A 24,900-nucleotide genomic window follows, 5' to 3' on the forward strand; every position below is an offset into this window, starting at 1 on the left:
TAGGGAAAGGAGGAACTAAGGAATGCCGAATGTAGCATTATTCAAACAAGATGGAACTCAAAACGGTGAAATCACTTTAAATGAAGAAATCTTCGGAATCGAACCTAATGAAAGTGTTGTCTATGATGCAATCATCATGCAACGTGCTTCATTAAGACAAGGAACACACGCAGTTAAAAACCGTAGCGCTGTTCGTGGCGGTGGCCGCAAACCATGGCGTCAAAAAGGAACTGGTCGTGCTCGTCAAGGTTCAATCCGTTCACCACAATGGCGTGGAGGTGGCGTAGTCTTTGGACCAACACCGCGTTCATACAGCTACAAACTTCCTAAAAAAGTTCGTCGCTTAGCAATGAAATCTGTATTATCAGACAAAGTTGCTGAAAATAACTTGGTAGCAGTAGAAGGTTTAAGCTTCGATGCACCAAAAACAAAAGAATTCAAACAAGTTCTTGCTAACTTGTCTATCGATACTAAAGTATTAGTTGTTTTAGAAAATGGTAACGACTTTGCAGCTTTATCAGCTCGTAACTTACCAAACGTTTCTGTAGTAACTTCTGATAACGTTAGTGTGTTAGATGTTGTGTCAGCTAACAAAGTCTTGGCAACACAAACAGCTCTTACTCAAATTGAGGAGGTGCTTGCATAATGGAATTACTAGACGTAATCAAACGCCCAGTGATCACTGAAAAATCCATGTTAGCTATGGACGAAAAGAAATATACTTTCGAAGTGGACACTCGCGCAAACAAAACTTTAGTAAAACAAGCTGTTGAATCAGCATTCGATGTTAAAGTAGCAAACGTAAACATCTTAAACGTGCGTCCAAAATTCAAACGCATGGGTAAATATGCAGGTTATACAAAAAAACGTCGCAAAGCGATCGTTACATTAACTGAAGATTCAAAAGAAATTCAATTATTCGAAGCTGCTGAATAAGCAGTCCTGAACAATATCAACGTAGGAGGGAAATAAGACGTGGCGATTAAAAAGTACAAACCTACCACAAATGGCCGTCGTAACATGACAAGTTCTGATTTCGCTGAAATCACAACTTCAACACCAGAAAAATCATTGTTACAGCCATTAAAAAACAATGCCGGTCGTAACAACAACGGTCGCATTACGGTTCGTCACCAAGGTGGCGGTCACAAACGTCAATACCGTGTGATTGACTTCAAACGTAATAAAGATAACGTCGCAGCGGTTGTTAAAACGATCGAGTACGATCCAAACCGTTCTGCTAACATCGCGTTAGTTCATTACGAAGACGGGGTTAAGGCATACATCTTAGCACCAAAAGGATTAGAAGTAGGCATGCGCCTAGTATCTGGTCCAGAAGCAGATATTAAAGTAGGTAACGCATTACCATTGGAAAACATTCCAGTTGGTACAGTTATCCACAACATTGAAATGAAACCTGGTAAAGGTGGACAATTAATCCGTTCAGCTGGAACAAGCGCGCAAGTACTTGGTAAAGAAGGCAAATACGTATTAATCCGCTTAAACTCTGGCGAAGTTCGTATGATCTTAGCAACTTGCCGTGCAACAATCGGTTCAGTTGGTAACGAACAACACGAATTAATCAACATTGGTAAAGCTGGCCGCTCTCGTTGGATGCGTAAACGCCCAACTGTTCGTGGTAGCGTAATGAACCCTAACGATCACCCACACGGTGGTGGTGAAGGTAAAACACCAATTGGACGTAAAGCGCCAGTATCTCCATGGGGTCAACCAGCAATTGGATACAAAACACGTAATAAAAAAGCTAAATCAGACAAACTTATCGTTCGTCGTCGTACTAAATAATTTTTTTGACCATGTGTCGTACATTTTGAGAGGAGGTTCACCATGGGTCGTAGTTTAAAAAAAGGACCTTTCGTCGATGATCATTTGATGAAAAAGGTCGAAGCACAACAAGGTGCCGAAAAGAAAAAAGTAATTAAAACTTGGTCTCGCCGCTCTACAATTTTTCCATCATTCGTAGGTTTCACAATCGCTGTATATGATGGACGGAAACATGTCCCTGTTTACATTCAAGAAGACATGGTAGGACATAAATTAGGTGAATTTGCACCAACTAGAACTTATCGTGGCCACGTTGCTGACGATAAAAAAACTAAACGCTAATTTTGAGGGGAGGATATGCAAATGTCAGAACAAATTACATCAGCTAAAGCAACTGCAAAAACAGTTCGCACTTCACCTCGTAAAGCACGTTTAGTAATCGATCTTATCAGAGGGAAAAGCGTTGCGGATGCAATTTCAATCTTGAAATTCACACCGAACAAGTCTGCTGGAATCATTGAAAAAGTTTTAATGTCAGCAGTTGCTAACGCAGAAAACAACTTTGACTTAGACGTTGAAAGCTTAGTCGTATCTGAAGCATTTGTTAACGAAGGACCAACAATGAAACGTTTCCGTCCTCGTGCAAAAGGTTCAGCTTCACCAATCAACAAACGTACTAGTCACATCACAGTAGTTGTAACAGAGAAATAAGTCTCATGAAATAGGCTGTTTTCTTTATGAAAACAGAGCTTAAACATTTAAGAGGAGGGACAATCAGTGGGTCAAAAAGTACATCCAATTGGAATGCGTGTAGGCATCATCCGCGACTGGGATGCGAAATGGTATGCTGAAAAAGAGTATGCTGAATTCTTACACGAAGATTTAAGAATCCGTAAATTTATCGCAACAAAACTTGCTGATGCTGCTGTATCTACAATTGAAATCGAACGCGCTGCAAACCGTGTTAACATTTCAATTCACACAGCTAAACCAGGTATGGTTATCGGTAAAGGCGGATCTGAAGTCGAAAACCTAAGAAAAGAATTAAACAAATTAACTGGCAAACGAGTTCACATCAACATCGTTGAAATCAAAAAACCAGATTTAGATGCAAAATTAGTAGGCGAAGGAATTGCACGTCAATTAGAAAACCGTGTTGCTTTCCGTCGTGCTCAAAAACAAGCCATCCAACGCGCAATGCGTGCTGGCGCTAAAGGAATCAAAACTCAAGTATCAGGTCGTCTAAACGGTGCGGATATCGCTCGTTCAGAAGGATACTCTGAAGGAACTGTACCACTTCACACATTACGTGCGGACATTGATTACGCATGGGAAGAAGCGGACACTACTTACGGAAAACTAGGAGTTAAAGTGTGGATCTATCGTGGAGAAATTCTTCCAACGAAAAAAAACACTGAGAAAGGAGGGAAATAATCATGTTAGTACCTAAACGTGTAAAACACCGTCGTGAATTCCGCGGAAAAATGCGCGGTGAAGCTAAAGGCGGAAAAGAAGTAGCATTTGGTGAATGGGGTTTACAAGCAACTGAATCTCACTGGATTACTAACCGTCAAATCGAAGCAGCCCGTATTGCAATGACTCGTTACATGAAACGTGGCGGGAAAGTATGGATTAAAATTTTCCCTCACAAGTCTTACACAAGTAAAGCTATCGGCGTACGTATGGGTAAAGGTAAAGGGGCACCAGAAGGCTGGGTATCACCAGTTAAACGTGGTAAAATCATGTTTGAAATCGCAGGCGTTCCTGAAGAAGTAGCTCGTGAAGCTCTTCGTCTTGCATCTCACAAATTGCCGGTAAAAACTAAGATCGTAAAACGTGAGGAAATGGGTGGTGAATCGAATGAAGGTTAAAGAAATCAGAGAATTAACCACTGCCGAAATGCTAGATAAAGAAAAACAATTAAAAGAAGAATTGTTCAACTTAAGATTCCAATTAGCAACAGGTCAATTAGAAAACACTGCACGTATTAAAGAAGTACGTCAATCGATTGCACGCATCAAAACAGTATTGCGTGAACAAGCTAACTAATAGTGGAAGGAGGCCAAACGCGTATGACTGAAGAAAGAAATCAACGTAAAGTTTACCAAGGTCGCGTGGTATCAGACAAAATGGATAAAACAATCACAGTTGTCGTTGAAACAAAGAAAAACCACCCTATCTATGGCAAACGTATGAAATATTCTAAAAAATATAAAGCGCATGATGAAAACAACACAGCGAAAGTTGGAGACATCGTAAAAATCATGGAAACTCGTCCATTATCAGCTACAAAACGTTTCCGTTTACTAGAGGTAGTCGAAGAAGCAGTTATTATCTAATAAAACGAGAATTTCCTAATAGATTGAAGCACAAAATCTGAAAGGGGGATACACATCGTGATCCAACAAGAAAGTCGTTTAAGAGTCGCTGATAATTCTGGCGCACGTGAAATTTTAACGATCAAAGTCCTAGGCGGATCTGGTCGTAAAACTGCTAACATCGGTGACGTTATTGTTGCTACTGTCAAACAAGCAACGCCAGGTGGGGTTGTTAAAAAAGGTGAAGTAGTTAAAGCCGTTATCGTTCGTACAAAATCTGGCGCTCGTCGTGCTGACGGTTCTTACATCAAATTTGATGAAAATGCTGCGGTAATTATCCGTGACGATAAAAGCCCACGCGGAACACGTATCTTCGGACCAGTTGCACGTGAATTACGTGAAAACAACTTCATGAAGATCGTTTCTCTAGCACCAGAAGTATTATAATCTCGAGCCCACGTTAAAGGAGGTGCGAAACAGTAATGTTTGTTAAAAAAGGCGATAAAGTAAAAGTTATCACTGGTAAAGATAAAAACAAAGAAGGCGTTGTCTTAGCAGCGTTTCCTAAACAAGATAAAGTTATCGTTGAAGGTGTCAACGTCGTTAAAAAACACCAAAAACCAAACCAAGCAGCCCCACAAGGTGGAATCCTTGAAGTGGAAGCGCCAATTCATGTTTCTAATGTAATGGTGATTGATCCTTCAAACGGAGAAGCTACTAAAGTTGCGTTTAAAGAAGTCGACGGCAAAAAAGTCCGCGTTTCTAAAAAAACAGGTGAAGTTTTAGATAAATAAAAATTGCGGAAGGAGGGCTTACTGAATGAACCGCCTGAAAGAAAAATATATTAAAGAAGTAACACCATCATTGGTGGAAAAATTTAATTACAGCTCAGTTATGCAAACACCTAAAGTTGATAAAATCGTTATCAACATGGGTGTGGGTGATGCAGTATCAAATGCTAAAAACTTAGACAAAGCTGTTGAAGAATTAGCATTAATCACTGGTCAAAAACCACTTATCACAAAAGCTAAAAAATCTATCGCTGGATTCCGTTTACGTGAAGGAATGCCAATCGGTGCGAAAGTAACGCTACGCGGCGAAAGAATGTACGAATTTTTAGATAAATTAGTAACAGTTTCTTTACCTCGTGTACGTGACTTCCACGGTGTCAGCAAAAAAGCTTTCGATGGTCGTGGTAACTATACTTTAGGTATTAAAGAACAATTAATCTTCCCAGAAGTTGATTATGATTTAGTAGATAAAGTACGCGGTATGGACATCGTAATTGTTACAACAGCGAACACTGACGAAGAGTCTCGCGAATTGTTGGCACAATTAGGTATGCCATTCCAAAAATAATATAAGGAGGCGAACTACGTGGCTAAAAAATCAATGATTGCTAAAAACAAACGTCCTGCTAAACATTCAACACAAGCTTATACTCGTTGTGAACGTTGTGGACGTCCACATTCAGTTTATCGTAAATTTCATCTTTGCCGTATTTGCTTCCGCGAACTTGCCTATAAAGGTCAAATTCCCGGCGTGAAGAAAGCTAGCTGGTAAACAAGTAAACTCGCATAAAGGAGGTAAATAGTTCAATGGTCATGACAGATCCAATTGCAGATTTTCTAACTCGCATTCGTAATGCGAACATGGTTAAACATGAAACTTTAGAAGTACCTGCTTCAAAAATCAAACGTGATATCGCAGAAATCCTGAAACGTGAAGGATTTATCCGCGACGTAGAATACATCGAAGATGACAAACAAGGCGTAATCCGTGTTTTCCTAAAATATGGTAAAAACGAAGAACGTGTTATCACAAACTTAAAACGTATTTCTAAACCAGGTTTACGTGCATACGTAAAAGCTGACGAAGTACCAAAAGTATTAAACGGTCTAGGAATTGCAATCATCTCTACATCAGAGGGTGTAATTACTGACAAAGAAGCTAGAGCGAAAAATATCGGCGGCGAAGTAATCGCCTACGTATGGTAATTCTAAAAAATACACAAGGAGGTGTCTCTAAGTGAGCCGTATTGGTAATAAAGTTGTTGTTCTTCCTGCTGGTGTTGAAATCAAGCAAGACGGAAACAACATTACAGTTAAAGGACCTAAAGGTGAATTAACACGCGAATTTTCTTCTGATATCAAAATGAACATCGAAGGAAACGAAGTGACATTCACTCGTCCAAACGATTCAAAAGAAATGAAAACAATCCACGGAACAACTCGTGCAAACTTCAACAACATGGTTGTTGGTGTTTCTGAAGGTTTCCAAAAAGCACTTGAACTTATCGGGGTCGGATACCGTGCCCAAGTACAAGGCAACAAATTAACTTTAAACGTTGGTTATTCTCATCCTGTCGAAATGACAGCACCAGAAGGCGTAACATTTGAAGTACCTGCGAACACACAAGTTATCGTTAAAGGCATCAACAAAGAAGTTGTTGGTGAATTAGCTGCTAACATCCGTGGCGTTCGTCCTCCAGAACCTTATAAAGGCAAAGGGATTCGCTATGTTGGTGAATTTGTACGCCGTAAAGAAGGTAAAACTGGTAAATAATAACAGCTGTGTAGAAAACAGAAGTCAACAACAAGCAACTGTCATTTTATGGGATTTTTCCAATAAAATGCTTTTGTCTTGTCTGCCAGCTTCTCTTTTCCGTAATCTGCTGACTGCTTGAAATATTAGTAGTAAACATTAAATCAAAGAGGTGAAAATTGTGATTACAAAACCAGATAAAAACAAAACACGTCAAAAGAGACATCGTCGTGTACGTAACAAAATCTCTGGTACTGCTGAGTGCCCACGCTTGAACATTTTCCGTTCTAACAAAAACATCTACGCGCAAGTCATTGATGACGTAGCGGGTGTGACGCTAGCAAGTGCCTCTGCCTTGGATAAAGAAATTTCAGGTGGAACAAAAACAGAAACAGCTGCAGCTGTTGGTAAACTAGTTGCTGAACGTGCCGCTGAAAAAGGCATCAAAAAAGTAGTCTTCGACCGTGGTGGATACCTTTACCATGGCCGCGTGCAAGCTTTAGCTGAAGCTGCTCGTGAAAATGGACTAGAATTTTAGGAGAAGGAGGAACACCATTCATGGTTTATATTGATCCAAAACATTTGGAATTAGAAGACCGCGTTGTAGCGATCAACCGTGTAACAAAAGTTGTTAAAGGTGGACGTCGTTTACGTTTCGCAGCTTTAGTTGTTGTCGGTGACAAAAACGGACACGTTGGTTTCGGTACTGGTAAAGCACAAGAAGTACCTGAAGCTATCCGTAAAGCAATCGAAGACGCGAAGAAAAACTTAGTTGAAGTGCCTATGGTTGGTTCTACTATCCCGCACGAAGTAATTGGCGTATTCGGTGGCGGCCGTATCCTTATGAAACCTGCAGTAGAAGGTTCTGGGGTAGCTGCTGGTGGACCAGTTCGTGCCGTATTGGAATTAGCTGGTGTAGCAGATATTACATCTAAATCACTAGGTTCAAACACACCTATTAACGTTGTTCGCGCAACTGTTGAAGGTCTAAAACAATTAAAACGTGCCGAAGAAGTGGCAGCACTTCGCGGTAAATCTGTAGAAGAAATTATCGGTTAAGGAGGACAAAAATAATGGCTGAATTAAAAATTACTTTAAAACGCAGTGTTATCGGACGTCCTCAAAACCAACGTGCTACAGTTAAAGCGTTAGGTTTAGGTAAAGTGAATAGTACTGTTACAAAACCTGCCAATGAAGCAATCAAAGGTATGGTTAACACTATTTCACATTTAGTGGACGTAGAAGAAGTTTAAGATTTATAGATTTGTAATAGAAGATTGCTTAAGGAGGTGCCAAACCTATGAAACTTCATGAATTAAAACCTGCTGAGGGCTCACGCCAAGTACGTAACCGTGTTGGACGTGGTACTTCATCTGGTAATGGTAAAACAGCTGGCCGTGGACAAAAAGGGCAAAAAGCCCGTTCAGGCGGTGGTGTTCGTTTAGGATTTGAAGGGGGTCAAACTCCATTATTCCGTCGTTTACCAAAACGTGGGTTTACAAACATCAATCGTAAAGATTACGCTGTTGTGAACTTAGATACTTTAAACCGTTTTGAAGATGGAACAGAAGTAACTCCTGTTGTCCTAAAAGAAGCAGGAATCGTTAAAAACGAAAAAGCGGGAATCAAAGTTCTTGCAGATGGTGAGTTAACGAAAAAATTAACTGTGAAAGCAGCTAAATTCTCGAAATCAGCACAAGAAGCTATCGAAGCTGCTGGTGGTTCAATCGAGGTGATCTAATTGTTCAAGCTATTAAAGAACGCCTTTAAAGTCAAAGACATTAGATCAAAAATCTTATTTACAGTTTTAATCTTGTTTGTATTTCGCCTAGGTGCGCACATTACTGTGCCCGGGGTGAATGCAAAGGGATTGTCTGATTTAAGTAGCTTACCCTTTTTGAATATGTTGAATATGGTGAGTGGTAGTGCCATGCAAAACTTCTCTATCTTCTCGATGGGGGTTTCGCCATACATTACAGCCTCTATTATTATTCAACTATTGCAAATGGATATTGTACCTAGATTTGTAGAATGGTCAAAACAAGGGGAAGTTGGGCGTAAGAAATTAAATCAAGCAACAAGATATCTAACGATTGTCTTGGGTGTGGCTCAGTCAATGGGGATCACTGCTGGTTTTAATAGCTTAAGTCAAACTGGGATTGTCAACAATCCAACCTTAGGTACCTTTGTGATGATTGCGGTTATTTTAACTGCTGGGACGATGTTTGTGACTTGGATGGGTGAACAAATTACAGAAAAAGGAATCGGAAATGGTGTTTCAATGATTATCTTTGCCGGGATTATTTCTCGTTTGCCAGGAGCAGTCAAAGAAATCTATGAAGATTACTTCGTCAATATCGAGTCTTCTCGTATTTGGCAATCTGTTATTTTCATTGCAATCTTAGTTATTGCTATTTTGGTGATTGTTACAGTCGTAACGTTCTTCCAACAAGCAGAACGTAAGATTCCAATCCAATATACAAAACGTGTTTCTGGTGCACCAACAAGTAGTTATTTACCGTTAAAAGTAAATGCTGCTGGGGTTATTCCAGTTATCTTTGCCAGCTCGTTAATTGCAACACCAAATGCCATTTTACAAGCTTTCTCATCAAAATTCGCTGGTGAAAATTGGTATGACATTATGACAAAAATCTTCAGTTATAACACAGTTCCAGGGGCAATCATCTATACTGTCCTAATCGTTGCGTTTACATTCTTCTATGCATTTGTTCAAGTAAACCCTGAGAAATTAGCGGAAAACTTACAAAAACAAGGAAGCTACATTCCAAGCGTGCGACCAGGTAAAGGTACAGAAGAATATGTATCTGGCGTGTTAATGAGATTAAGTGTTGTCGGCTCAATTTTCCTAGGACTTGTTGCTTTACTTCCAATCATTGCGCAAATGGTTTGGAACTTACCTCAATCAATCGGTTTAGGTGGAACAAGTTTACTAATCGTTATCGGGGTTGCATTAGAAACAACGAAACAATTAGAAGGATTAATGATGAAACGTCAATATGTCGGCTTTATCAATAAGTAAGAATCGAGTGTTGAGGTTTTACCTCAGCACCATTCTCACATATGGCTAGCTTCATAAGCCGGTCTTTAAAATTAGGAGGAGAATATATGAACCTCATTTTAATGGGATTACCTGGAGCAGGTAAAGGCACCCAAGCAGAAAAAATCATTGATACGTATGGCATTCCACATATTTCTACTGGAGATATGTTCCGTGCAGCAATGAAAAATGAAACTGCCTTGGGCCTAGAAGCGAAATCTTATATCGATAAAGGTGAACTGGTTCCTGACGAAGTAACAAACGGAATTGTTAAAGAACGCCTTGCTGAACCAGACACAGACAAAGGATTCCTATTAGATGGTTTCCCACGTACACTGGATCAAGCAAAAGCATTAGATACAATGCTTAAAGAATTAAACAAAAAAATTGATGCTGTCATTGACATCCATGTAGAAGAAGATGTATTAATCGAGCGTTTAGCTGGACGATTCATCTGTCGCACATGTGGCGCAACGTATCATAAATTATTCAACCCGCCAAAAGTTGAAGGCACTTGTGATCGCTGTGGCGGACATGAATTCTACCAAAGAGAAGATGATAAGCCCGAAACGGTTAAAAATCGTTTGGCAGTCAACATTGAAAGTAGCGCACCAATCTTGGCTTTCTATAAAGAACAAGGCTTGATGCATACAATCGATGGCAATCGCGAAATCGATACTGTTTTTTCTGATGTGAAAAAAATCATTGACGAAAACTAATTTCCAATTGTCCGCAGTTTAACCCTGTTGTTGTATTCAGTTTCTCTTGCCAAAACATAACTAAATATGGTAGAATATATCAGTCCGACTTCTACAGTTTTGTGACATCAAAATGAATAACGAAGTTAGTTGAGAATTTCTAGGTGGGAGCTGGAGTTTCCGCCGTTTTATCGTGTGAAAACGCGAAACAAGTACAAGGAGGTACTGTGCGTGGCAAAAGAAGATATGATTGAAGTCGAAGGTACAGTCGTCGAAACTTTGCCGAATGCAATGTTTAAAGTCGAACTAGAAAATGGACACCAAGTTCTTGCTACTGTTTCAGGTAAAATCCGTATGCACTACATCCGTATCTTACCTGGTGACAAAGTAACAGTTGAATTATCACCGTATGATTTAACGCGTGGCCGTATTACTTATCGCTTTAAATAATTGTACTCCGTAAAACCACAGGAGGTATTATCATGAAAGTAAGACCATCAGTAAAACCAATGTGTGAACATTGTAAAGTAATTCGCCGTAAAGGACGTGTTATGGTTATTTGCCCAGCAAATCCAAAACATAAACAACGTCAAGGATAATTAGGAGGTGTAACGAATAATGGCTCGTATTGCAGGAGTAGACATCCCTCGTGACAAACGTGTAGTAGTTTCTCTTACTTACATTTATGGTATTGGTAACACTACAGCTAAAAAAGTTTTAGCAAACGTTGGCGTATCTGAAGATGTTCGTGTACGTGATTTAACAAACGAACAAACAGATGCGATTCGTGCGGAAATTGATAAGTTAAAAGTTGAAGGGGATCTTCGTCGTGAAGTGAACTTAAACATCAAACGCTTGATGGAAATCGGTTCATACCGTGGAATCCGTCACCGTCGTGGATTACCAACTCGTGGACAAAACACGAAAAATAATGCACGTACTCGTAAAGGCCCTACTAAAACAGTAGCAGGCAAGAAAAAATAATTCCTAAGTGAAGGAGGTTAGAACTTCATGGCAGCAAAAAAAGTTAGTCGTAAACGCCGTGTCAAAAAGAATATAGAATCAGGTGTAGCACATATCCATTCTACATTCAACAATACAATCGTAATGATTACTGATACACATGGTAATGCATTAGCATGGTCATCAGCAGGATCATTAGGCTTTAAAGGAAGCAAAAAATCAACTCCTTTTGCCGCTCAAATGGCTGCAGAAGCCGCAACTAAAGTGGCAATGGAACATGGACTTAAAACTGTAGACGTAACAGTTAAAGGACCTGGTTCTGGACGTGAAGCAGCAATTCGTTCATTACAAGCAACAGGTTTAGAAGTGACTGCAATTCGTGACGTGACTCCAGTTCCTCATAATGGATGCCGCCCTCCAAAACGCCGTCGTGTTTAATGAGCGCCACTCATTCTGAGTTTGAATTAGGAACGTCATTGAACAAGACACTTTTCGTTTTGAAAGGGGTATAGATAAGAATGATTGAATTTGAAAAACCAAGAATCGAAAAAATTGATGAAAATAGAGATTATGGTAAGTTCGTCGTTGAACCATTAGAACGCGGTTACGGAACTACTTTAGGTAACTCTCTACGTCGTATTTTATTGTCTTCTTTACCAGGAGCTGCAATTACGAATATTCAAATCGATGGTGTTTTACACGAATTCTCAACCATTCCAGGTGTACGAGAAGACGTAACACAAATTATTTTGAATATTAAAGGCTTAGCATTGAAATTATATGCTGAAGAAGAGAAAACCCTTGAGATCGATATTACAGGACCCGCTACCGTGACTGCCGGCGATATTATCGTGGACAGTGATGTTGAGATCCTAAATAAAGATTTAGTTATCTGTAGTGTTGCTGAAGGAGCTACTTTCCATGCTCGCTTAACAGTGAAACCTGGTCGTGGCTATGTTCAAGCAGACGAAAACAAAAAAGAAGATATGCCAATCGGTGTACTTCCAGTTGATTCCATCTACACACCCGTTCGTCGTGTTAACTACCAAGTAGAAAATACACGTGTTGGTCGTCGTGATGATTTCGACAAATTAACAATGGAAATATGGACAGATGGTTCAATCATTCCTCAAGAAGCACTAAGTTTAGCTGCGAAAATCATGACTGAGCATTTAGATATCTTTGTAAACCTTACTGACGAAGCGAAAAACGCTGAAATCATGGTGGAAAAAGAAGAAACTCAAAAAGAGAAAATGCTAGAAATGACGATTGAAGAACTTGATTTATCAGTTCGTTCATATAACTGTTTAAAACGTGCAGGCATTAATACTGTACAAGAACTTACAAACAAATCTGAACCAGAAATGATCAAAGTACGTAATTTAGGTCGTAAATCTCTTGAAGAAGTAAAACTTAAATTGCATGATCTAGGATTAGGATTACGTAAGGACGATTAAGACTTTTACGAAGTTTCCAGTCCTGCTTAACAGCAGTGGCTCGTGAGAACAGAAACGAAGGAGGGAACCCAACGTGAGTTACCGTAAATTAGGACGCACATCAAGCCAACGTAAAGCTATGCTACGTGATATTACAACTGATTTAATCATCAACGAACGCATCGTAACTACTGAAGCTCGTGCGAAAGAAGTACGTTCAACTGTAGAAAAAATGATTACTTTAGGTAAACGTGGAGATCTTCATGCACGTCGTCAAGCAGCTACTTTCGTTCGTAATGAAGTTGCTAGTGTTCGTGAAGAAGATGAGTCTATCGTTGTTGAATCAGCTTTACAAAAGCTATTTAACGATTTAGGACCTCGTTTCGCGGAACGCCAAGGTGGTTACACTCGTATCTTGAAGACAGAACCAAGACGCGGCGATGCAGCACCAATGGTAGTTATCGAATTTGTTAAATAATTAATAAACCGATCACTTTATAGATGTTTCTTTTAGAGTGTTATGATGTTGGAGGCGACTCCGAGTCTAGCTCTGCTTTCCCTGCTAAAGATGGCTTTAGCAGGGGAGCACTCATCATATAAAGGTGATTTTTTTTTTTGCTTTGGGAAAACGCTGTTTTCTCAAAGCTTTTTTGTTTCTTAAAAGCATTGCGGAAGCTTTTGCGGTTTGTTATACTGGTTATTAATTGGAATTTTCAGATAATTAAATAATCTGAGTTAGTAGAAGGGGGAATTATATGTCGCAAATGTTTGCTTTTTCGTTGCTGATGGTTATTTTATACATTGGTGATGTAGTTTCTATCAAAACAAAAGCTTGGATTCCATCTGTTTTTGTTTGTGGTGTTTTATTTATTTTTGGTTATTGGACTATTTTTCCACAAAATATTGTGGAAGTGGCAGGGATTCCTACAGTGGTTGCCACTTTATTAATGTATCTGTTGATTACTAATATGGGCACTCTGCTCTCTGTTAAAGAATTGGTTAATCAATGGAAAACGATTGTGATTGCTTTGTCAGGTATTCTGGGGATTATTGCCTTGTTATTAGCTGTAGGGACTTTTGTTTTTGACTTAAAAACAGTTTTAGTTGCAATCCCGCCGTTAGTAGGAGGTTTAGTTTCTTCATTAGTAATGTCAGAAGCGGCTCAATCAGCTGGTTTAGCCTCACTTTCAGTTTTGGCAATTTTAATTTATGTCATTCAAGGGTTTGCTGGTTATCCCTTAACTTCAATTGTTCTAAAAAAAGAAGGAAAGCGGAAGCTTCAAGAATATCGAGCAGGGACATGGCAGCCAGTTCATGAACAAGAGGGGCAAGAAACAGGAGCAGAACCAGATGTGCCTAAACTATTTGAAAAAGTACCCAAACGATATCATACAGATTATTCACGAATTTTACGTTTAGCCTTAGTTGCCACACTCGCTTATTATGTTTCTGTGTGGACGGCACCGTTTGTGACGATTAGTCCTTTTGTGCTGTGTTTATGTTTTGGCGTGATTGCAACGTCTTTAGGCTTTTTAGAAAAGCAACCATTGCAGAAAGCAAATAGCTTTGGTTTTGCGATTTTAGGGTTAATGCTTTTTGTCTTTGATGGCTTAAAACAAGCCACACCTGAAATGTTGATGGATTTATTTTTACCAATGATTGGGATTATTGTGATTGGTGTTATCGGGATGTACATCTTTTCAGCAATTGTTGGTCGTGTATTAGGTGTGAGTAAAGAGATGGCATTCGCTGTTTCGTTGACAGCTTTATATGGCTTTCCAGCCGATTATATTATTACGAATGAAGTGATTCAATCATTGACAGAAGATGAACAAGAACAGGCAGCTTTAACGAGCCATTTAATGCCACCGATGTTAGTGGCAGGTTTCGTAACAGTCACCATTGTTTCGGTTATTTTAGCGGGTATTTTTTCAAGTATTTTATTAAGTTTGTAGAAACGGGGCGTAAGTATGAAAAAAATCAAAGCACTAGTCAAGCAGCATGCACAAGAAATGATTGCTTTTCGACGGGATTTACACCAACATCCAGAATTACAATTTGAAGAATTTCGAACGACAGAAAAAGTCGCGGCAGTTCTTGATCAATTAGGAATTACTTATCGCAAAACAGAACCGACGGGTTTAATTGCTGAAATTGTGGGCGGCAAACCAGGCCGAGTGGTTGCGCTGCGGGCGGATATGGATGCCTTACCTGTACAGGAATTAAATGAAGATTTAGCTTATAAATCTTTAGAAGCTGGCAAGATGCATGCATGTGGGCATGATTCCCATACCGCGATGTTAGTAACAGCAGCTAAAGTATTAAAAGAAATCCAAGAAGAACTTCAGGGAACAGTAAGGTTAATTTTTCAACCATCTGAAGAAAATGCGCAAGGTGCTAAAGCAATGGTTGCGCAAGGCGCAATGACCGGTGTTGATGATGTATTTGGCTTACATATCTGGTCACAAATGCCTGTAGGAACCGCTTCGTGTCGAGTGGGCTCAAGTTTCGCATCCGCAGATATTTTTTCTGTTGATTTTAAAGGCCGTGGTGGCCATGGTGCCATGCCAAACGCTTGTATTGATGCGGCAGTCATAGCTTCTTCTTTCGTGATGAATCTGCAAACGATTGTTTCTCGGGAGACAGATCCTTTAGATCCAGTAGTTGTCACGATTGGACGGATGGATGTGGGGACCCGTTTTAATGTGATTGCTGAGAATGCACGTTTAGAAGGAACGGTTCGTTGCTTTAGTGTAGCAACGCGTAATCGAGTAGAACAGGCGCTGCAACGCTATGCGGAACAAACAGCCGCTATTTACGGTGGGACGGCTTCGTTAGATTATCAATATGGAACGTTGCCAGTGATTAATGATGAGCAAGATGCCTTGTTTGCTCAAACACTAATTAAGGAAAATTTTGGTGAAGCGGCCTTAAGACAAGAAGAGCCGACAACCGGTGGTGAAGACTTCAGTTATTATACTGAACATGCTTCTGGTTGTTTTGCCTTAGTGGGAAGTGGTAATCCAGAGAAAGATACGGAATGGGCACATCACCATGGTCGTTTCAATATTGATGAAGATGCGATGGCAATGGGTGCTGAGTTATATGCCCAATATGCGTTTGAATATTTGAAGACGCATTTTTAAAAGAAAATCAGTAACTTCTTGTTTTATGAGAACAAGAAGTTATTTTTATGAAAAATAGACCTGTCAAGACAGATAAGAGCTCCCATAATGACCGTTCTTTTGGTATAATAAAAAATAGTGTGAAGAATCAGAACAGATGATTGAAAAAACGCTACTTTTTTGGTAGTGTTAGAAAGAATAAATAGATTGAGGGAGTACGCGATGCAACCAATCATTGAACTAAATAATATCCAATTTAATTATCAACCAGAAGATGCTTCTCCCGCTTTAAAAGATGTGTCTTTTTCCATTCAACAAGGCGAATGGGTCGCTATTATTGGCCATAATGGTTCTGGTAAATCAACGTTAGCCAAAACGATCAATGGTCTGTTACTGCCAGCTGCTGGGACTATCAAAGTTGGCGGCAAAGAATTAAATGAAGCAAACGTCTGGGATATCCGGTGTATGGTAGGAATGGTCTTTCAGAATCCAGATAACCAATTTGTCGGTTCAACAGTCGAAGACGATGTGGCTTTTGGTTTAGAAAATCAAGGTATTCCGCGTGATGAAATGGTCGAACGTGTTCACGATGCATTAGAACGGGTTCGTATGTTAGATTTTGCCAAGCGAGAACCTGCTCGGCTATCTGGCGGCCAAAAACAACGAGTAGCTATTGCTGGTGTGGTTGCTTTGCGACCAGATATTATTATTTTAGACGAAGCGACAAGTATGTTAGATCCAGAAGGTCGTGCAGAAGTGATTGCTACCATTCAAAAGATTAAAGAAGAAAGCAATTTAACAGTTATTTCTATTACCCACGATATTGATGAAGCGGCTAATGCGAATCGTATTTTAGTGATGCGCCAAGGACAATTGACAAACGAAGGAACACCAGAAAAGATTTTTTCTGCAGGAGAAGCGCTTGTTGAAATGGGCTTGGATTTACCGTTTCCTGAAAAATTAAAAGTAGCTTTGAAAGAGCGTGGCGTTGTTGTGCCAACGAATTATTTAACAGAAGAAGGGATGGTGGATTGGTTATGGACATCCGTTTTAAACAAGTAGATTTTACTTACCAACCCAATACTCCTTTTGAGCAACGGGCATTATTCGATATTAATTTAACGATTCAAGACGGCTCTTATACAGCGATTGTCGGACATACTGGCAGTGGCAAATCAACGTTATTACAACATTTGAATGCTTTGGTGAAACCAACTAAAGGCCAAGTGACAATTGGAGAGCGTGTGATTACGCCAGAAACTGATAATAAGAATTTAAAACCAATTCGTAAAAAAGTTGGGATCGTTTTTCAATTTCCAGAAGCACAATTGTTTGAAGAAACAGTGGAGCGAGACATCGCTTTCGGACCGAAAAATTTTGGTGTTTCAGACGAAGAAGCGAAAAAGTTAGCTAAGAAAATGCTTGATTTAGTCGGCTTAGATGAAAAATACTTACAACATTCTCCGTTTGAGTTATCAGGTGGCCAAATGCGCCGTGTCGCAATTGCTGGTGTGCTAGCGATGGAACCAGAAGTCTTAGTATTAGACGAACCGACCGCTGGTTTGGATCCTAAGGGTCGTAAAGAAATGATGGAGATGTTTAGTCGTCTGCATAAGGAACATAATATGACCATCGTTTTAGTGACACATTTGATGGATGACGTGGCTAATTACGCAGATCATGTGATTGTTTTAGAAAAAGGACAAATCGTCCGAGCGGGAGCACCACAAGAAGTGTTTCAAGAGACACAATGGCTGAAAGAAAAACAATTAGGCGTGCCAACTGCAGCCGAATTTGCTGAAAAATTAGTGGCAAAAGGCTTTTCTTTTGAGCAATTACCATTAACGGCCGATCAATTAGCCGATCAGCTTCTGAAAAAAATGCAGGAAGCAGGTGAGGCAAAATGATGAATAAATTGATTTTTGGGCGTTATATTCCAGGCGATTCTTTTATCCATCGTTTAGATCCGCGTGCAAAATTATTAGCTAGTTTTTATTTTATTGGAATTATCTTTTTAGCAAATAATTGGCAGAGTTATGTTTTAATAGCAGCCTTTACTGCTTTTGCTATTTCATTATCAAAAATCAGCGCCCGCTTCTTTATCCGCGGTGTTCGGCCATTATTATGGCTAATTCTGTTTACTGTGGCTCTTCAAACCTTGTTTACACAAGGGGGAGAGGTGTACTTTCAGTGGGGAATTATTTCCATTACCCAGTTTGGTGTGACGAATGGGCTATTTATTTTCTGTCGTTTTGTTTTAATTATTTTCATGTCAACGTTATTAACTTTAACGACGGCACCATTAGAGTTATCAGATGCGATTGAATATTTGTTACGCCCACTTCGTGTGGTGAAATTTCCAGTTCATGAAGTTTCATTGATGTTATCAATTGCCTTACGTTTTGTCCCAACATTAATGGATGAAACGGAAAAGATTATGAATGCCCAACGTGCCCGTGGTGTTGATTTTGGTGAAGGAAACTTACTTCAAAAAATGAAAGCTATTGTTCCACTTTTGATTCCGCTTTTCGTAAGTAGTTTTAATCGTGCGGAAGACTTAGCGACTGCCATGGAAGCAAGAGGTTATCAAGGCGGTGAAGGACGGACGAAATACCGCATTCTTCATTGGCACCTACGAGATACAATAGTAATGTTTGGCTTTGTCTTGTTAACCATTGGCTTATTTGTATTAAGAACTTAGAAAAGGTGAAGAAAAATTATGCCCCGCTATAAAGCAATCATTGCCTATGATGGCACTCATTTTCATGGCTTTCAAAAGCAGCCTAATGAGCGTACCGTTCAAGAAGAAATAGAAAAAACGTTAGCACGCATGAATAACGGACGCTCCGTGACGGTTTTTGGTTCAGGACGAACAGATGCAGGTGTTCATGCAATGGGCCAAGTGATTCACTTTGATTATCCGCAGGAACGTCCGTTGGAAAAAATGCGCTTTGCGTTAGACACACAAACACCCGAAGACATTGCTGTGCGAAGCGTGGAACGTGTTTCAGAAGACTTTCATGCACGTTATCACGTGATCGAAAAAACCTATCAATTTAAAGTGGACATTGGCAAACCACGAAGTCCATTTCGACGTTTTTATGCCAGTTATTTTCCGTATCCCATTGATCTCGAAAAAATCCAACAAGCTTTACCTGATTTATTAGGTACCCATGATTTTACCTCTTTCTGTGCCTCAGGAAGTTCAGTAGAAGATAAAGTCCGAACTATTCATGAAGCCAGTGTTCATGTCAATGAAACGGGGGATGAATTAACATTCACTTTTCGGGGCGATGGTTTCTTGTACAAAATGATTCGGATTTTAGTTGGTACGCTATTGAAAATCGGCAATGGGCGGCTGGAACCAACCGCGATTCCAGCAATTATCGCAGCCAAAGATCGAAATTTAGCAGGTCCGACTGCTCATCCAGAAGGATTGTATTTAGCAGAAGTGAAATATGAAAAATAAAAAGACGTAGACCTTTGAGCCGACCCCCAAAAGTTAGACCTAGAAATCTAACTTTTGGGGGTTTTTTTGTATGGCAAAATACAGTTTTGAATTTAAACTTAAACTTAAACTTGTTCATGACTACTTATCTGGTCAAGGAGGTCTAAGGTTTCTCGCAAAGAAGTATGGGTTTAAAGATAGTTCTCAAATAAGCAAATGGATAAATGCCTATAAAGAACTTGGTGAAGAAGGCCTACTTCGCAGTCAAAAAAATAAGAATTACTCTGTTCAATTTAAGCTAGATGCGATAGAGTTATATTTAACAACAGAGTTGTCCTATCAAGAAGTAGCTAATCTTCTAAAAATGAACAATCCATCATTGATTGCGAATTGGCTTAGAACGTATCAGAAGTTTGGTATAGAAGGACTCTCTAAACAGAAAGGACGTCCACCTACCATGCCTAAGAAGAAACAAAAGGAAAGCCAACCATTACCAAGTGAACGATCTCAAGTAGAGAAACTAGAAAAAGAAAATAGAATGTTAAAAATTGAGAATGCCTATTTAAAAGAATTGAGGAGACTGCGTTTAGAGGACGAACAAAAAATGAACGAATCGCACGAATCATTCACAGTCTCCGAAGACACTTTCGATTAAAAGATATTTTGGAAACCCTAAGGTTTCCAAAATCTACTTACATGTACTGGCAAAAACGCCTCGACAGAACAGCTTCAACACAAATCATTGAAGAAGAAATTCAAGCGATTCGTAAAAAACATCAACATTATGGCTATAGAAGGATGACCCAAGAATTGAAACGACGTGGATTTCAAGTGAATAAAAAGAAAGTCCAGCGATTAATACAAAAGTTAAAGTTACAAGTCAAAGCTTTTACTAAGAAATCCAGAAAATATAATTCCTATAAAGGAACCGTTGGTAAAATCGCTAAAAATTTGATTCGTCGCCGATTTAAAACCTCTGTTCCTCATCAAAAAATTACAACTGATACAACTGAATTTAAGTACTTTGAAGCAGATAACGCAGGCATCTTTCGTCAGAAAAAACTATACTTAGATCCATTTATGGATATGTATAATAGTGAAATTCTAAGCTATAGCCTTTCTACTCAACCAAATGGTAAAACAGTTATGGAAGGTCTGAAAGAAGCAATTTCTCAAACAAATGATTGTCCCTATCGGCGCACCTTTCACTCTGATCAAGGCTGGGCTTATCAAATGAATGTCTATATACAAACATTAAAGGACAATAATATCTTTCAAAGTATGTTTCGAAAAGGAACCTGTTTAGATAATTCTCCTATGGAGAATTTCTTCAGTATCCTAAAACAAGAAGTGTACTATGGAAAAATCTATCAAAGTCAAAATGAATTGAGAGAAGCAATTGAGAACTACATTTATTATTACAATCATCACCGAATCAAAGAAAAACTTAACTGGAAAAGCCCAGTAGAATTTCGACAATTCAATCAAAAAACTGCATAAAAAATAGAGTGGAAAAATCCACTCTATAAAAAGTCTAACTTTTTGGGGTCGCTACACTTACAAGAAAAGGTCTGCGTCTTTTTAGTTGCAAAATTTAGATGTATTTAACAGCTGTTCCGTAAGCCACGACAGATTGCATATCTGTGCCAATTGTGCCAGAATCAAAACGCATCATCACAACGGCATCTGCACCTAATTTAGAGGCTTCTGCTTTTAAACGTTCGATTGCTTGGTCGCGTGCTTCTCGTTGCATATCAGTGTAACCTTTGATTTCACCGCCAACTACGCTTTTTAGTCCAGCACCTAAATCTTTAAACATATTTTTAGAACGTGTGGTTAACCCGAAAACTTCTCCAATAATTTCATATTCTTGACCGCTAATTCTCTCGGTTGTTGTAACTAACATGGGCAATTTCCTCCAGTACTTGTTGGTAACTTCAATTTACCATAGTCAAGAGTTTGGTACAACGAATATACATAAAAACGACACTAGAAAAGATGCGCTTCCGCATTTTTCTAGTGCCGTTTTAGTAATAATTAATCAAGAATAGGATCTTTTTTAGAAATCATGACCCAAACCCAACTAATTAGAAAAGCAACCGTTGCTGGAACGACCCAGCCCATGCCAATAGTGAACAATGGTAAGTATTGGCCGGCTTTTTCTAAAAGCGTTGTTACAAACGCCGTATCTTTGATAAAGGTAGGCGCGCTATTTAATGCATCTAAAACAGCAGCAATCAATGTGATATAGGTCGTTGCTTGATAGACTTCCCGTCGATGTTTGAAAATAGGACTGATGATTACCAAAAGCATTAAAGTAATCGCCAATGGATAAAGGAACATCAAGACTGGAACGGCAAATTGAATGATGTTGGTTAAGCCGACATTTGCAAAAATAGCTGGTAAAATAACAACAATTGCCAAGAATTTTTGATAGGAAACTTTCGGAAACATTTCTTCAAAAGTCTCAGAAAAGGCTGTGCTTAAGCCGATACCAGTTTTTAAACAAGCAAGAACTACGATAAAAGCCAGTAAAATACTCCCTGGTAGGCCTAAATAGTAATTAGCAATTTGGGCTAAGGCAATCCCGCCGTTTTCACTGATTGGAAAAGCCCCGATACTCATTGTTCCCATATAAGCAAGTAAGGTATAGATAATCCCCATCAATACAACACTGAAAGCACCTGATTTAATCATTCCTTTAGCGATATCTCCTGGTTTTTCGACGCCCATATTTCGTAAAGTGGAAACGACAACAATCCCAAAAGCTAATGAAGCTAAAGCATCCAACGTATTATAACCTTCTGTAAATCCTTTAAAAAAAGGACTTGAAATATAATTTTCACCAACAGCGGCACTGGCCACATGACCTAATGGTTTTACAAAGGCTAAAACAATCAAAATTCCTAGCAATGCTAAAAATAACGGATTTAAAAATTTACCCACATAATCTAAGATTTTACTTGGCTTTCTAGAGAAGAGCCAAACAGCTAAGAAAAATAATGCGGAAAAACCAGCAAGAACCAGCCATTGCAAGTCTTTAGGGACAAATGGTGCAAGACCAATCTCAAAAGAAGTAGTTGCTAACCTTGGTAAAGCAAAGAAAGGACCAATCGTTAAATATAATAGTAAGGTAAAAATAAGAGCATAACGACGATTAATCCGAGAAGCTAAGTCAAAAACACCTGAACTTTTAGAAACACCCATAGCAATGACACCAAGAAAAGGTAAGCCAATTCCAGTGGCTAAGAAGCCCAAGTTTGCTAAAAAGACGGAAGCCCCCGCTTCTTGTCCCATATGTACAGGGAAAATTAAATTTCCAGCACCGAAAAACAAACCGAATAACATTGAACCAACGTATAGATAATCACGCCAAACTAACTTTTTTTGCATAGATTCACACTCCTTAATATTGTCTTATTATTTAAAATAACAGAAGAAGAAACAGAGAGCAACCAGTTTTTATAGAAAACATTGGTTTTCTTATTTTTCTATGAAATAAGCATACTGATAATCATCACAATAGTGTCCATTTATATAAAATTCTTCTTTAAAATGTGCTTCCTGCACAAAACCATGTTTTTCATAGAATCGAATGGCTTCTTGATTGGTAGCCATTACTCGCAAACTCAGCTTATGAATCCCGCTTATCTGGGCCATCTCTTTGACATACGACAACAAAGAACCACCAATCCCTTGGCCTTGGAAATCTGGCGAAACGCCAATACTTAGTAGCCATTGTTTTTGATGAGCTGCTAACGAAGTGGGCGGATGGACTTCAATAAATCCAGCGAGTTGTTGTCCGCTGATGGCAACAAAAATCGTTTCATCTTTCATTTTTTCTTGATATGCCGCAAGCGAGAGTGGTTGTATCTCGGCAGGGGTATTCTTTTTTGTCCAAATGATTTGGTCCAAGGCATGTAATGCGGGCCAATCGGCTTCGGCAACTAAGCGAATAGTGAGTGAGGTAGACAAGATAATAGGGCTCCTTTTTCTGAAATTTTAAAATATAAAAAGACTATAGCATTTATTGTCTGAAAATTCAAATACTTTTAAAACGAAAAGAAAAATGGCTGCACCTTTTCGAGAAAATCAAAATATGCTACCATAGCTACCAGAGGATAGATGGTAAAAAAGAATCTATCTAAATGGAGGGTATGTTTGTGAAAAAAATGGCAGTATATTGTGGCGCCAGTCTGGGGAATGAGCCAATCTATCAGCAAGCTGCAGTAGCGTTAGCCGCTTGGATGAAAGAAAATCACTATGATCTAGTTTATGGCGGTGGCAATGTTGGTCTAATGGGTACGGTGGCTGACACGCTTTTAGCAGAAGGTGGAGAGGTAATTGGTGTTATGCCCACTTTTTTAATGGAGCGGGAGATTGCACATAATGGCATTACAAAGATGCATACAGTTAGCGATATGCATGCGCGTAAGAAAAAGATGATTGAATTGGCAGATGTATATTTAGCTTTACCCGGTGGGCCCGGCACGCTAGAAGAAATTAGCGAGGTGATCTCTTGGGGCCGAGTCGGTGAACATATGAATCCTTGTATTTTATACAACGTGAATGGTTACTATGATTTATTAGCTGCTTTTTTTGATAAAATGGTAGAAACTAGTTTCTTAACAGAAGCGGATCGAGCTAAAATTTTCATTTCAGATTCCTTAGAAGAAATTGGTGCATTTATTGATTCCTATGAACCGCCAATGATTCGTCAATACAAAAAATAACAAAAGAGGCAGTCACTCTAACCAGAATGACTGCCTCTTTTTTACTAGTTTTTCGTTAAAATCCGATGTAAGAACTCTTTTGTCCGAGCTTCTTTTGGATGGATAAAAATATCTTCAGCGGTCCCTTCTTCGGCAATGACACCTTTATCCATGAAAATAACACGATCGGATACGTCCCGCGCAAATTCCATTTCATGTGTTACAATCACCATTGTTAGCCCTGTATGGGCAAGATTTTTCATCGTTTTTAGCACTTCGCCAACCATTTCAGGATCCAATGCAGAAGTTGGTTCATCGAAAAGTAAAACATCTGGATCCATTGATAATGCTCGAGCAATGGCTACCCGTTGCTTTTGTCCACCAGACAATTGAGCAGGTTTGGCATCAATAAAACGAGCCATGCCAACTTTTTCTAAATTTTCTAAGGCAATTTTTTTGGCTTCTTCTTTGTTTCTTTTTAGGACAGTCATCTGACCAGAAGTACAATTTTCTAAGACATTCATATTATTAAATAAATTGAATGATTGGAAAACCATACCTAAATGGGTCCGATATTTGGGCAAACTATAACCACGTTCTAAAACATTTTTACCATTATAGATGATTTTGCCATCTGTTGGTTTTTCTAACAAATTAATACAACGTAGTAACGTTGATTTACCAGAACCAGAAGAACCGATAATGGTGACAACTTCTCCTTTATTGACGTTCATATTGATATCTTTTAATACTTCGTTTTCGCCAAAGCTTTTTCGTAAATGTTCAATTTCAATAATTGCACTCATTTGTTTG

At 39.1% G+C, this 24,900-nt stretch carries 38 protein-coding genes and 2 pseudogenes; 36 read left to right on the forward strand and 4 right to left on the reverse strand.

All coding sequences use genetic code 11. The features are described from left to right. The first annotated feature begins 22 nt into the window (after nt 1-22). From rplD to IGJ63_RS00845, 35 genes and pseudogenes are all read left to right on the forward strand, one after another. The gene (gene rplD, locus IGJ63_RS00675) at nt 23-646 is read left to right on the forward strand and encodes a 50S ribosomal protein L4 (protein ID WP_002356200.1); all 624 of its coding nucleotides are present in this window, start codon (nt 23-25) and stop codon (nt 644-646) included. Further along, nucleotides 646-936, forward strand: coding sequence for a 50S ribosomal protein L23 (locus IGJ63_RS00680; RefSeq protein WP_002356203.1), 291 nt, complete (start codon nt 646-648; stop codon nt 934-936). Before rplD ends, IGJ63_RS00680 begins: the two co-directional genes overlap by 1 nt. Before the next feature lie 39 nt (nt 937-975). Next, the gene (rplB, locus tag IGJ63_RS00685; RefSeq protein WP_002356204.1) at nt 976-1,806 is read left to right on the forward strand and encodes a 50S ribosomal protein L2; all 831 of its coding nucleotides are present in this window, start codon (nt 976-978) and stop codon (nt 1,804-1,806) included. Between the two features lie 42 nt (nt 1,807-1,848). Continuing rightward, nucleotides 1,849-2,127 (forward strand): 30S ribosomal protein S19, encoded by a 279-nt coding sequence (rpsS, locus tag IGJ63_RS00690; RefSeq protein WP_002356205.1) that lies wholly within the window; start codon nt 1,849-1,851, stop codon nt 2,125-2,127. A gap of 21 nt (nt 2,128-2,148) precedes the next feature. Further along, nucleotides 2,149-2,496 (forward strand): 50S ribosomal protein L22, encoded by a 348-nt coding sequence (gene rplV, locus IGJ63_RS00695; RefSeq protein ID WP_002356206.1) that lies wholly within the window; start codon nt 2,149-2,151, stop codon nt 2,494-2,496. Nucleotides 2,497-2,562: 66 nt separating this feature from the next. Beyond that, nucleotides 2,563-3,219 carry a 30S ribosomal protein S3 gene (gene rpsC, locus IGJ63_RS00700; protein WP_002356207.1) on the forward strand — a complete coding sequence of 219 codons (657 nt, stop codon included), beginning with the start codon at nt 2,563-2,565 and terminating at the stop codon, nt 3,217-3,219. 2 nt (nt 3,220-3,221) lie between these two features. Then, entirely contained in the window at nt 3,222-3,656 is a 435-nt protein-coding gene (gene rplP, locus IGJ63_RS00705; protein ID WP_002356208.1) for a 50S ribosomal protein L16, read from the forward strand. Then, entirely contained in the window at nt 3,646-3,834 is a 189-nt protein-coding gene (rpmC, locus tag IGJ63_RS00710; protein ID WP_002383858.1) for a 50S ribosomal protein L29, read from the forward strand. The genes rplP and rpmC overlap by 11 nt, the downstream gene beginning before the upstream one ends. 23 nt (nt 3,835-3,857) lie before the next feature. Further along, nucleotides 3,858-4,124 carry a 30S ribosomal protein S17 gene (gene rpsQ / locus IGJ63_RS00715; RefSeq protein WP_002359348.1) on the forward strand — a complete coding sequence of 89 codons (267 nt, stop codon included), beginning with the start codon at nt 3,858-3,860 and terminating at the stop codon, nt 4,122-4,124. 57 nt (nt 4,125-4,181) lie between these two features. After that, nucleotides 4,182-4,550, forward strand: a complete 369-nt coding sequence (gene rplN / locus IGJ63_RS00720) for a 50S ribosomal protein L14 (RefSeq protein WP_002356211.1) — start codon at nt 4,182-4,184, stop codon at nt 4,548-4,550. 35 nt (nt 4,551-4,585) lie between these two features. Then, complete coding sequence (gene rplX, locus IGJ63_RS00725) at nt 4,586-4,897, forward strand: 50S ribosomal protein L24 (RefSeq protein ID WP_002356212.1); 312 nt, start codon at nt 4,586-4,588, stop codon at nt 4,895-4,897. 25 nt (nt 4,898-4,922) lie between these two features. Then, complete coding sequence (gene rplE, locus IGJ63_RS00730) at nt 4,923-5,462, forward strand: 50S ribosomal protein L5 (RefSeq protein ID WP_002356213.1); 540 nt, start codon at nt 4,923-4,925, stop codon at nt 5,460-5,462. Between the two features lie 18 nt (nt 5,463-5,480). Beyond that, nucleotides 5,481-5,666 carry a type Z 30S ribosomal protein S14 gene (locus tag IGJ63_RS00735; protein WP_002356214.1) on the forward strand — a complete coding sequence of 62 codons (186 nt, stop codon included), beginning with the start codon at nt 5,481-5,483 and terminating at the stop codon, nt 5,664-5,666. Nucleotides 5,667-5,701: 35 nt separating this feature from the next. After that, entirely contained in the window at nt 5,702-6,100 is a 399-nt protein-coding gene (gene rpsH / locus IGJ63_RS00740) for a 30S ribosomal protein S8 (RefSeq protein WP_002356215.1), read from the forward strand. A 31-nt stretch (nt 6,101-6,131) separates the two neighbouring features. Further along, nucleotides 6,132-6,668 (forward strand): 50S ribosomal protein L6, encoded by a 537-nt coding sequence (gene rplF, locus IGJ63_RS00745; RefSeq protein ID WP_002356217.1) that lies wholly within the window; start codon nt 6,132-6,134, stop codon nt 6,666-6,668. A gap of 160 nt (nt 6,669-6,828) precedes the next feature. Further along, on the forward strand, nt 6,829-7,185 hold the full coding sequence (rplR, locus tag IGJ63_RS00750; protein WP_002356218.1) for a 50S ribosomal protein L18: 357 nt from the start codon (nt 6,829-6,831) through the stop codon (nt 7,183-7,185). A 20-nt stretch (nt 7,186-7,205) separates the two neighbouring features. Then, nucleotides 7,206-7,706, forward strand: coding sequence for a 30S ribosomal protein S5 (rpsE, locus tag IGJ63_RS00755; protein ID WP_002356219.1), 501 nt, complete (start codon nt 7,206-7,208; stop codon nt 7,704-7,706). Between the two features lie 14 nt (nt 7,707-7,720). Further along, entirely contained in the window at nt 7,721-7,900 is a 180-nt protein-coding gene (rpmD, locus tag IGJ63_RS00760; RefSeq protein ID WP_002356220.1) for a 50S ribosomal protein L30, read from the forward strand. 47 nt (nt 7,901-7,947) lie between these two features. Then, entirely contained in the window at nt 7,948-8,388 is a 441-nt protein-coding gene (gene rplO / locus IGJ63_RS00765) for a 50S ribosomal protein L15 (RefSeq protein WP_002356221.1), read from the forward strand. Then, nucleotides 8,389-9,687 carry a preprotein translocase subunit SecY gene (gene secY / locus IGJ63_RS00770; RefSeq protein ID WP_002359350.1) on the forward strand — a complete coding sequence of 433 codons (1,299 nt, stop codon included), beginning with the start codon at nt 8,389-8,391 and terminating at the stop codon, nt 9,685-9,687. A gap of 86 nt (nt 9,688-9,773) precedes the next feature. Next, nucleotides 9,774-10,424, forward strand: a complete 651-nt coding sequence (locus IGJ63_RS00775) for an adenylate kinase (protein ID WP_002356223.1) — start codon at nt 9,774-9,776, stop codon at nt 10,422-10,424. Between the two features lie 210 nt (nt 10,425-10,634). Next, nucleotides 10,635-10,853, forward strand: coding sequence for a translation initiation factor IF-1 (gene infA / locus IGJ63_RS00780; RefSeq protein WP_002356224.1), 219 nt, complete (start codon nt 10,635-10,637; stop codon nt 10,851-10,853). A gap of 32 nt (nt 10,854-10,885) precedes the next feature. Continuing rightward, nucleotides 10,886-11,002 carry a 50S ribosomal protein L36 gene (gene rpmJ, locus IGJ63_RS00785; RefSeq protein ID WP_002288710.1) on the forward strand — a complete coding sequence of 39 codons (117 nt, stop codon included), beginning with the start codon at nt 10,886-10,888 and terminating at the stop codon, nt 11,000-11,002. A 19-nt stretch (nt 11,003-11,021) separates the two neighbouring features. Then, nucleotides 11,022-11,387: a 30S ribosomal protein S13 gene (gene rpsM / locus IGJ63_RS00790; protein ID WP_002356225.1), complete on the forward strand. Its 366-nt coding sequence runs from the start codon at nt 11,022-11,024 to the stop codon at nt 11,385-11,387. Between the two features lie 27 nt (nt 11,388-11,414). After that, a complete protein-coding gene (gene rpsK, locus IGJ63_RS00795; protein WP_002356226.1) occupies nt 11,415-11,804 on the forward strand; it encodes a 30S ribosomal protein S11 in 390 nt (129 codons plus the stop codon). A gap of 80 nt (nt 11,805-11,884) precedes the next feature. Further along, nucleotides 11,885-12,823 (forward strand): DNA-directed RNA polymerase subunit alpha, encoded by a 939-nt coding sequence (locus tag IGJ63_RS00800; RefSeq protein ID WP_002356227.1) that lies wholly within the window; start codon nt 11,885-11,887, stop codon nt 12,821-12,823. A 73-nt stretch (nt 12,824-12,896) separates the two neighbouring features. Then, nucleotides 12,897-13,280, forward strand: coding sequence for a 50S ribosomal protein L17 (gene rplQ / locus IGJ63_RS00805; RefSeq protein ID WP_002356228.1), 384 nt, complete (start codon nt 12,897-12,899; stop codon nt 13,278-13,280). Between the two features lie 45 nt (nt 13,281-13,325). After that, nucleotides 13,326-13,531: pseudogene (locus IGJ63_RS00810) on the forward strand (hypothetical protein). Between the two features lie 26 nt (nt 13,532-13,557). Next, nucleotides 13,558-14,757, forward strand: coding sequence for a hypothetical protein (locus IGJ63_RS00815; protein WP_202573291.1), 1,200 nt, complete (start codon nt 13,558-13,560; stop codon nt 14,755-14,757). A 15-nt stretch (nt 14,758-14,772) separates the two neighbouring features. Next, nucleotides 14,773-15,948, forward strand: coding sequence for a M20 family metallopeptidase (locus IGJ63_RS00820; protein WP_002359353.1), 1,176 nt, complete (start codon nt 14,773-14,775; stop codon nt 15,946-15,948). A 201-nt stretch (nt 15,949-16,149) separates the two neighbouring features. Then, nucleotides 16,150-16,989 carry an energy-coupling factor ABC transporter ATP-binding protein gene (locus tag IGJ63_RS00825; RefSeq protein ID WP_101732089.1) on the forward strand — a complete coding sequence of 280 codons (840 nt, stop codon included), beginning with the start codon at nt 16,150-16,152 and terminating at the stop codon, nt 16,987-16,989. Beyond that, on the forward strand, nt 16,965-17,834 hold the full coding sequence (locus tag IGJ63_RS00830) for an energy-coupling factor ABC transporter ATP-binding protein (RefSeq protein ID WP_002381364.1): 870 nt from the start codon (nt 16,965-16,967) through the stop codon (nt 17,832-17,834). Before IGJ63_RS00825 ends, IGJ63_RS00830 begins: the two co-directional genes overlap by 25 nt. Further along, the gene (locus tag IGJ63_RS00835) at nt 17,831-18,628 is read left to right on the forward strand and encodes an energy-coupling factor transporter transmembrane component T family protein (protein ID WP_002373841.1); all 798 of its coding nucleotides are present in this window, start codon (nt 17,831-17,833) and stop codon (nt 18,626-18,628) included. Before IGJ63_RS00830 ends, IGJ63_RS00835 begins: the two co-directional genes overlap by 4 nt. 18 nt (nt 18,629-18,646) lie before the next feature. After that, nucleotides 18,647-19,396 carry a tRNA pseudouridine(38-40) synthase TruA gene (gene truA, locus IGJ63_RS00840; protein ID WP_002376397.1) on the forward strand — a complete coding sequence of 250 codons (750 nt, stop codon included), beginning with the start codon at nt 18,647-18,649 and terminating at the stop codon, nt 19,394-19,396. Nucleotides 19,397-19,466: 70 nt separating this feature from the next. After that, nucleotides 19,467-20,875, forward strand: a pseudogene (locus tag IGJ63_RS00845) (IS3 family transposase). Nucleotides 20,876-20,969: 94 nt separating this feature from the next. On the opposite strand, the gene IGJ63_RS00850 reads toward IGJ63_RS00845, so the two are convergent. From IGJ63_RS00850 to IGJ63_RS00860, 3 genes are all read right to left on the reverse strand, one after another. After that, entirely contained in the window at nt 20,970-21,281 is a 312-nt protein-coding gene (locus tag IGJ63_RS00850; RefSeq protein ID WP_002381365.1) for a heavy metal-binding domain-containing protein, read from the reverse strand. A 131-nt stretch (nt 21,282-21,412) separates the two neighbouring features. Further along, nucleotides 21,413-22,768 carry a branched-chain amino acid transport system II carrier protein gene (gene brnQ / locus IGJ63_RS00855; protein WP_002383868.1) on the reverse strand — a complete coding sequence of 452 codons (1,356 nt, stop codon included), beginning with the start codon at nt 22,766-22,768 and terminating at the stop codon, nt 21,413-21,415. Between the two features lie 90 nt (nt 22,769-22,858). After that, nucleotides 22,859-23,350, reverse strand: coding sequence for a GNAT family N-acetyltransferase (locus IGJ63_RS00860; protein WP_002376398.1), 492 nt, complete (start codon nt 23,348-23,350; stop codon nt 22,859-22,861). A 173-nt stretch (nt 23,351-23,523) separates the two neighbouring features. Here IGJ63_RS00860 and IGJ63_RS00865 point away from each other — a divergent pair, with 173 nt between their 5' ends. Then, entirely contained in the window at nt 23,524-24,108 is a 585-nt protein-coding gene (locus IGJ63_RS00865) for a TIGR00730 family Rossman fold protein (protein ID WP_002383869.1), read from the forward strand. A gap of 44 nt (nt 24,109-24,152) precedes the next feature. Here the strand turns inward: IGJ63_RS00865 and IGJ63_RS00870 are convergent, their stop codons facing one another. Next, nucleotides 24,153-24,893 (reverse strand): amino acid ABC transporter ATP-binding protein, encoded by a 741-nt coding sequence (locus tag IGJ63_RS00870; RefSeq protein WP_002376401.1) that lies wholly within the window; start codon nt 24,891-24,893, stop codon nt 24,153-24,155. Between the last annotated feature and the right edge of the window lie 7 nt (nt 24,894-24,900).

Origin of the sequence: Enterococcus sp. DIV1375a (assembly GCF_051712205.1) — a bacterium.
Classification (GTDB): Bacteria; Bacillota; Bacilli; order Lactobacillales; family Enterococcaceae; genus Enterococcus; species Enterococcus faecalis.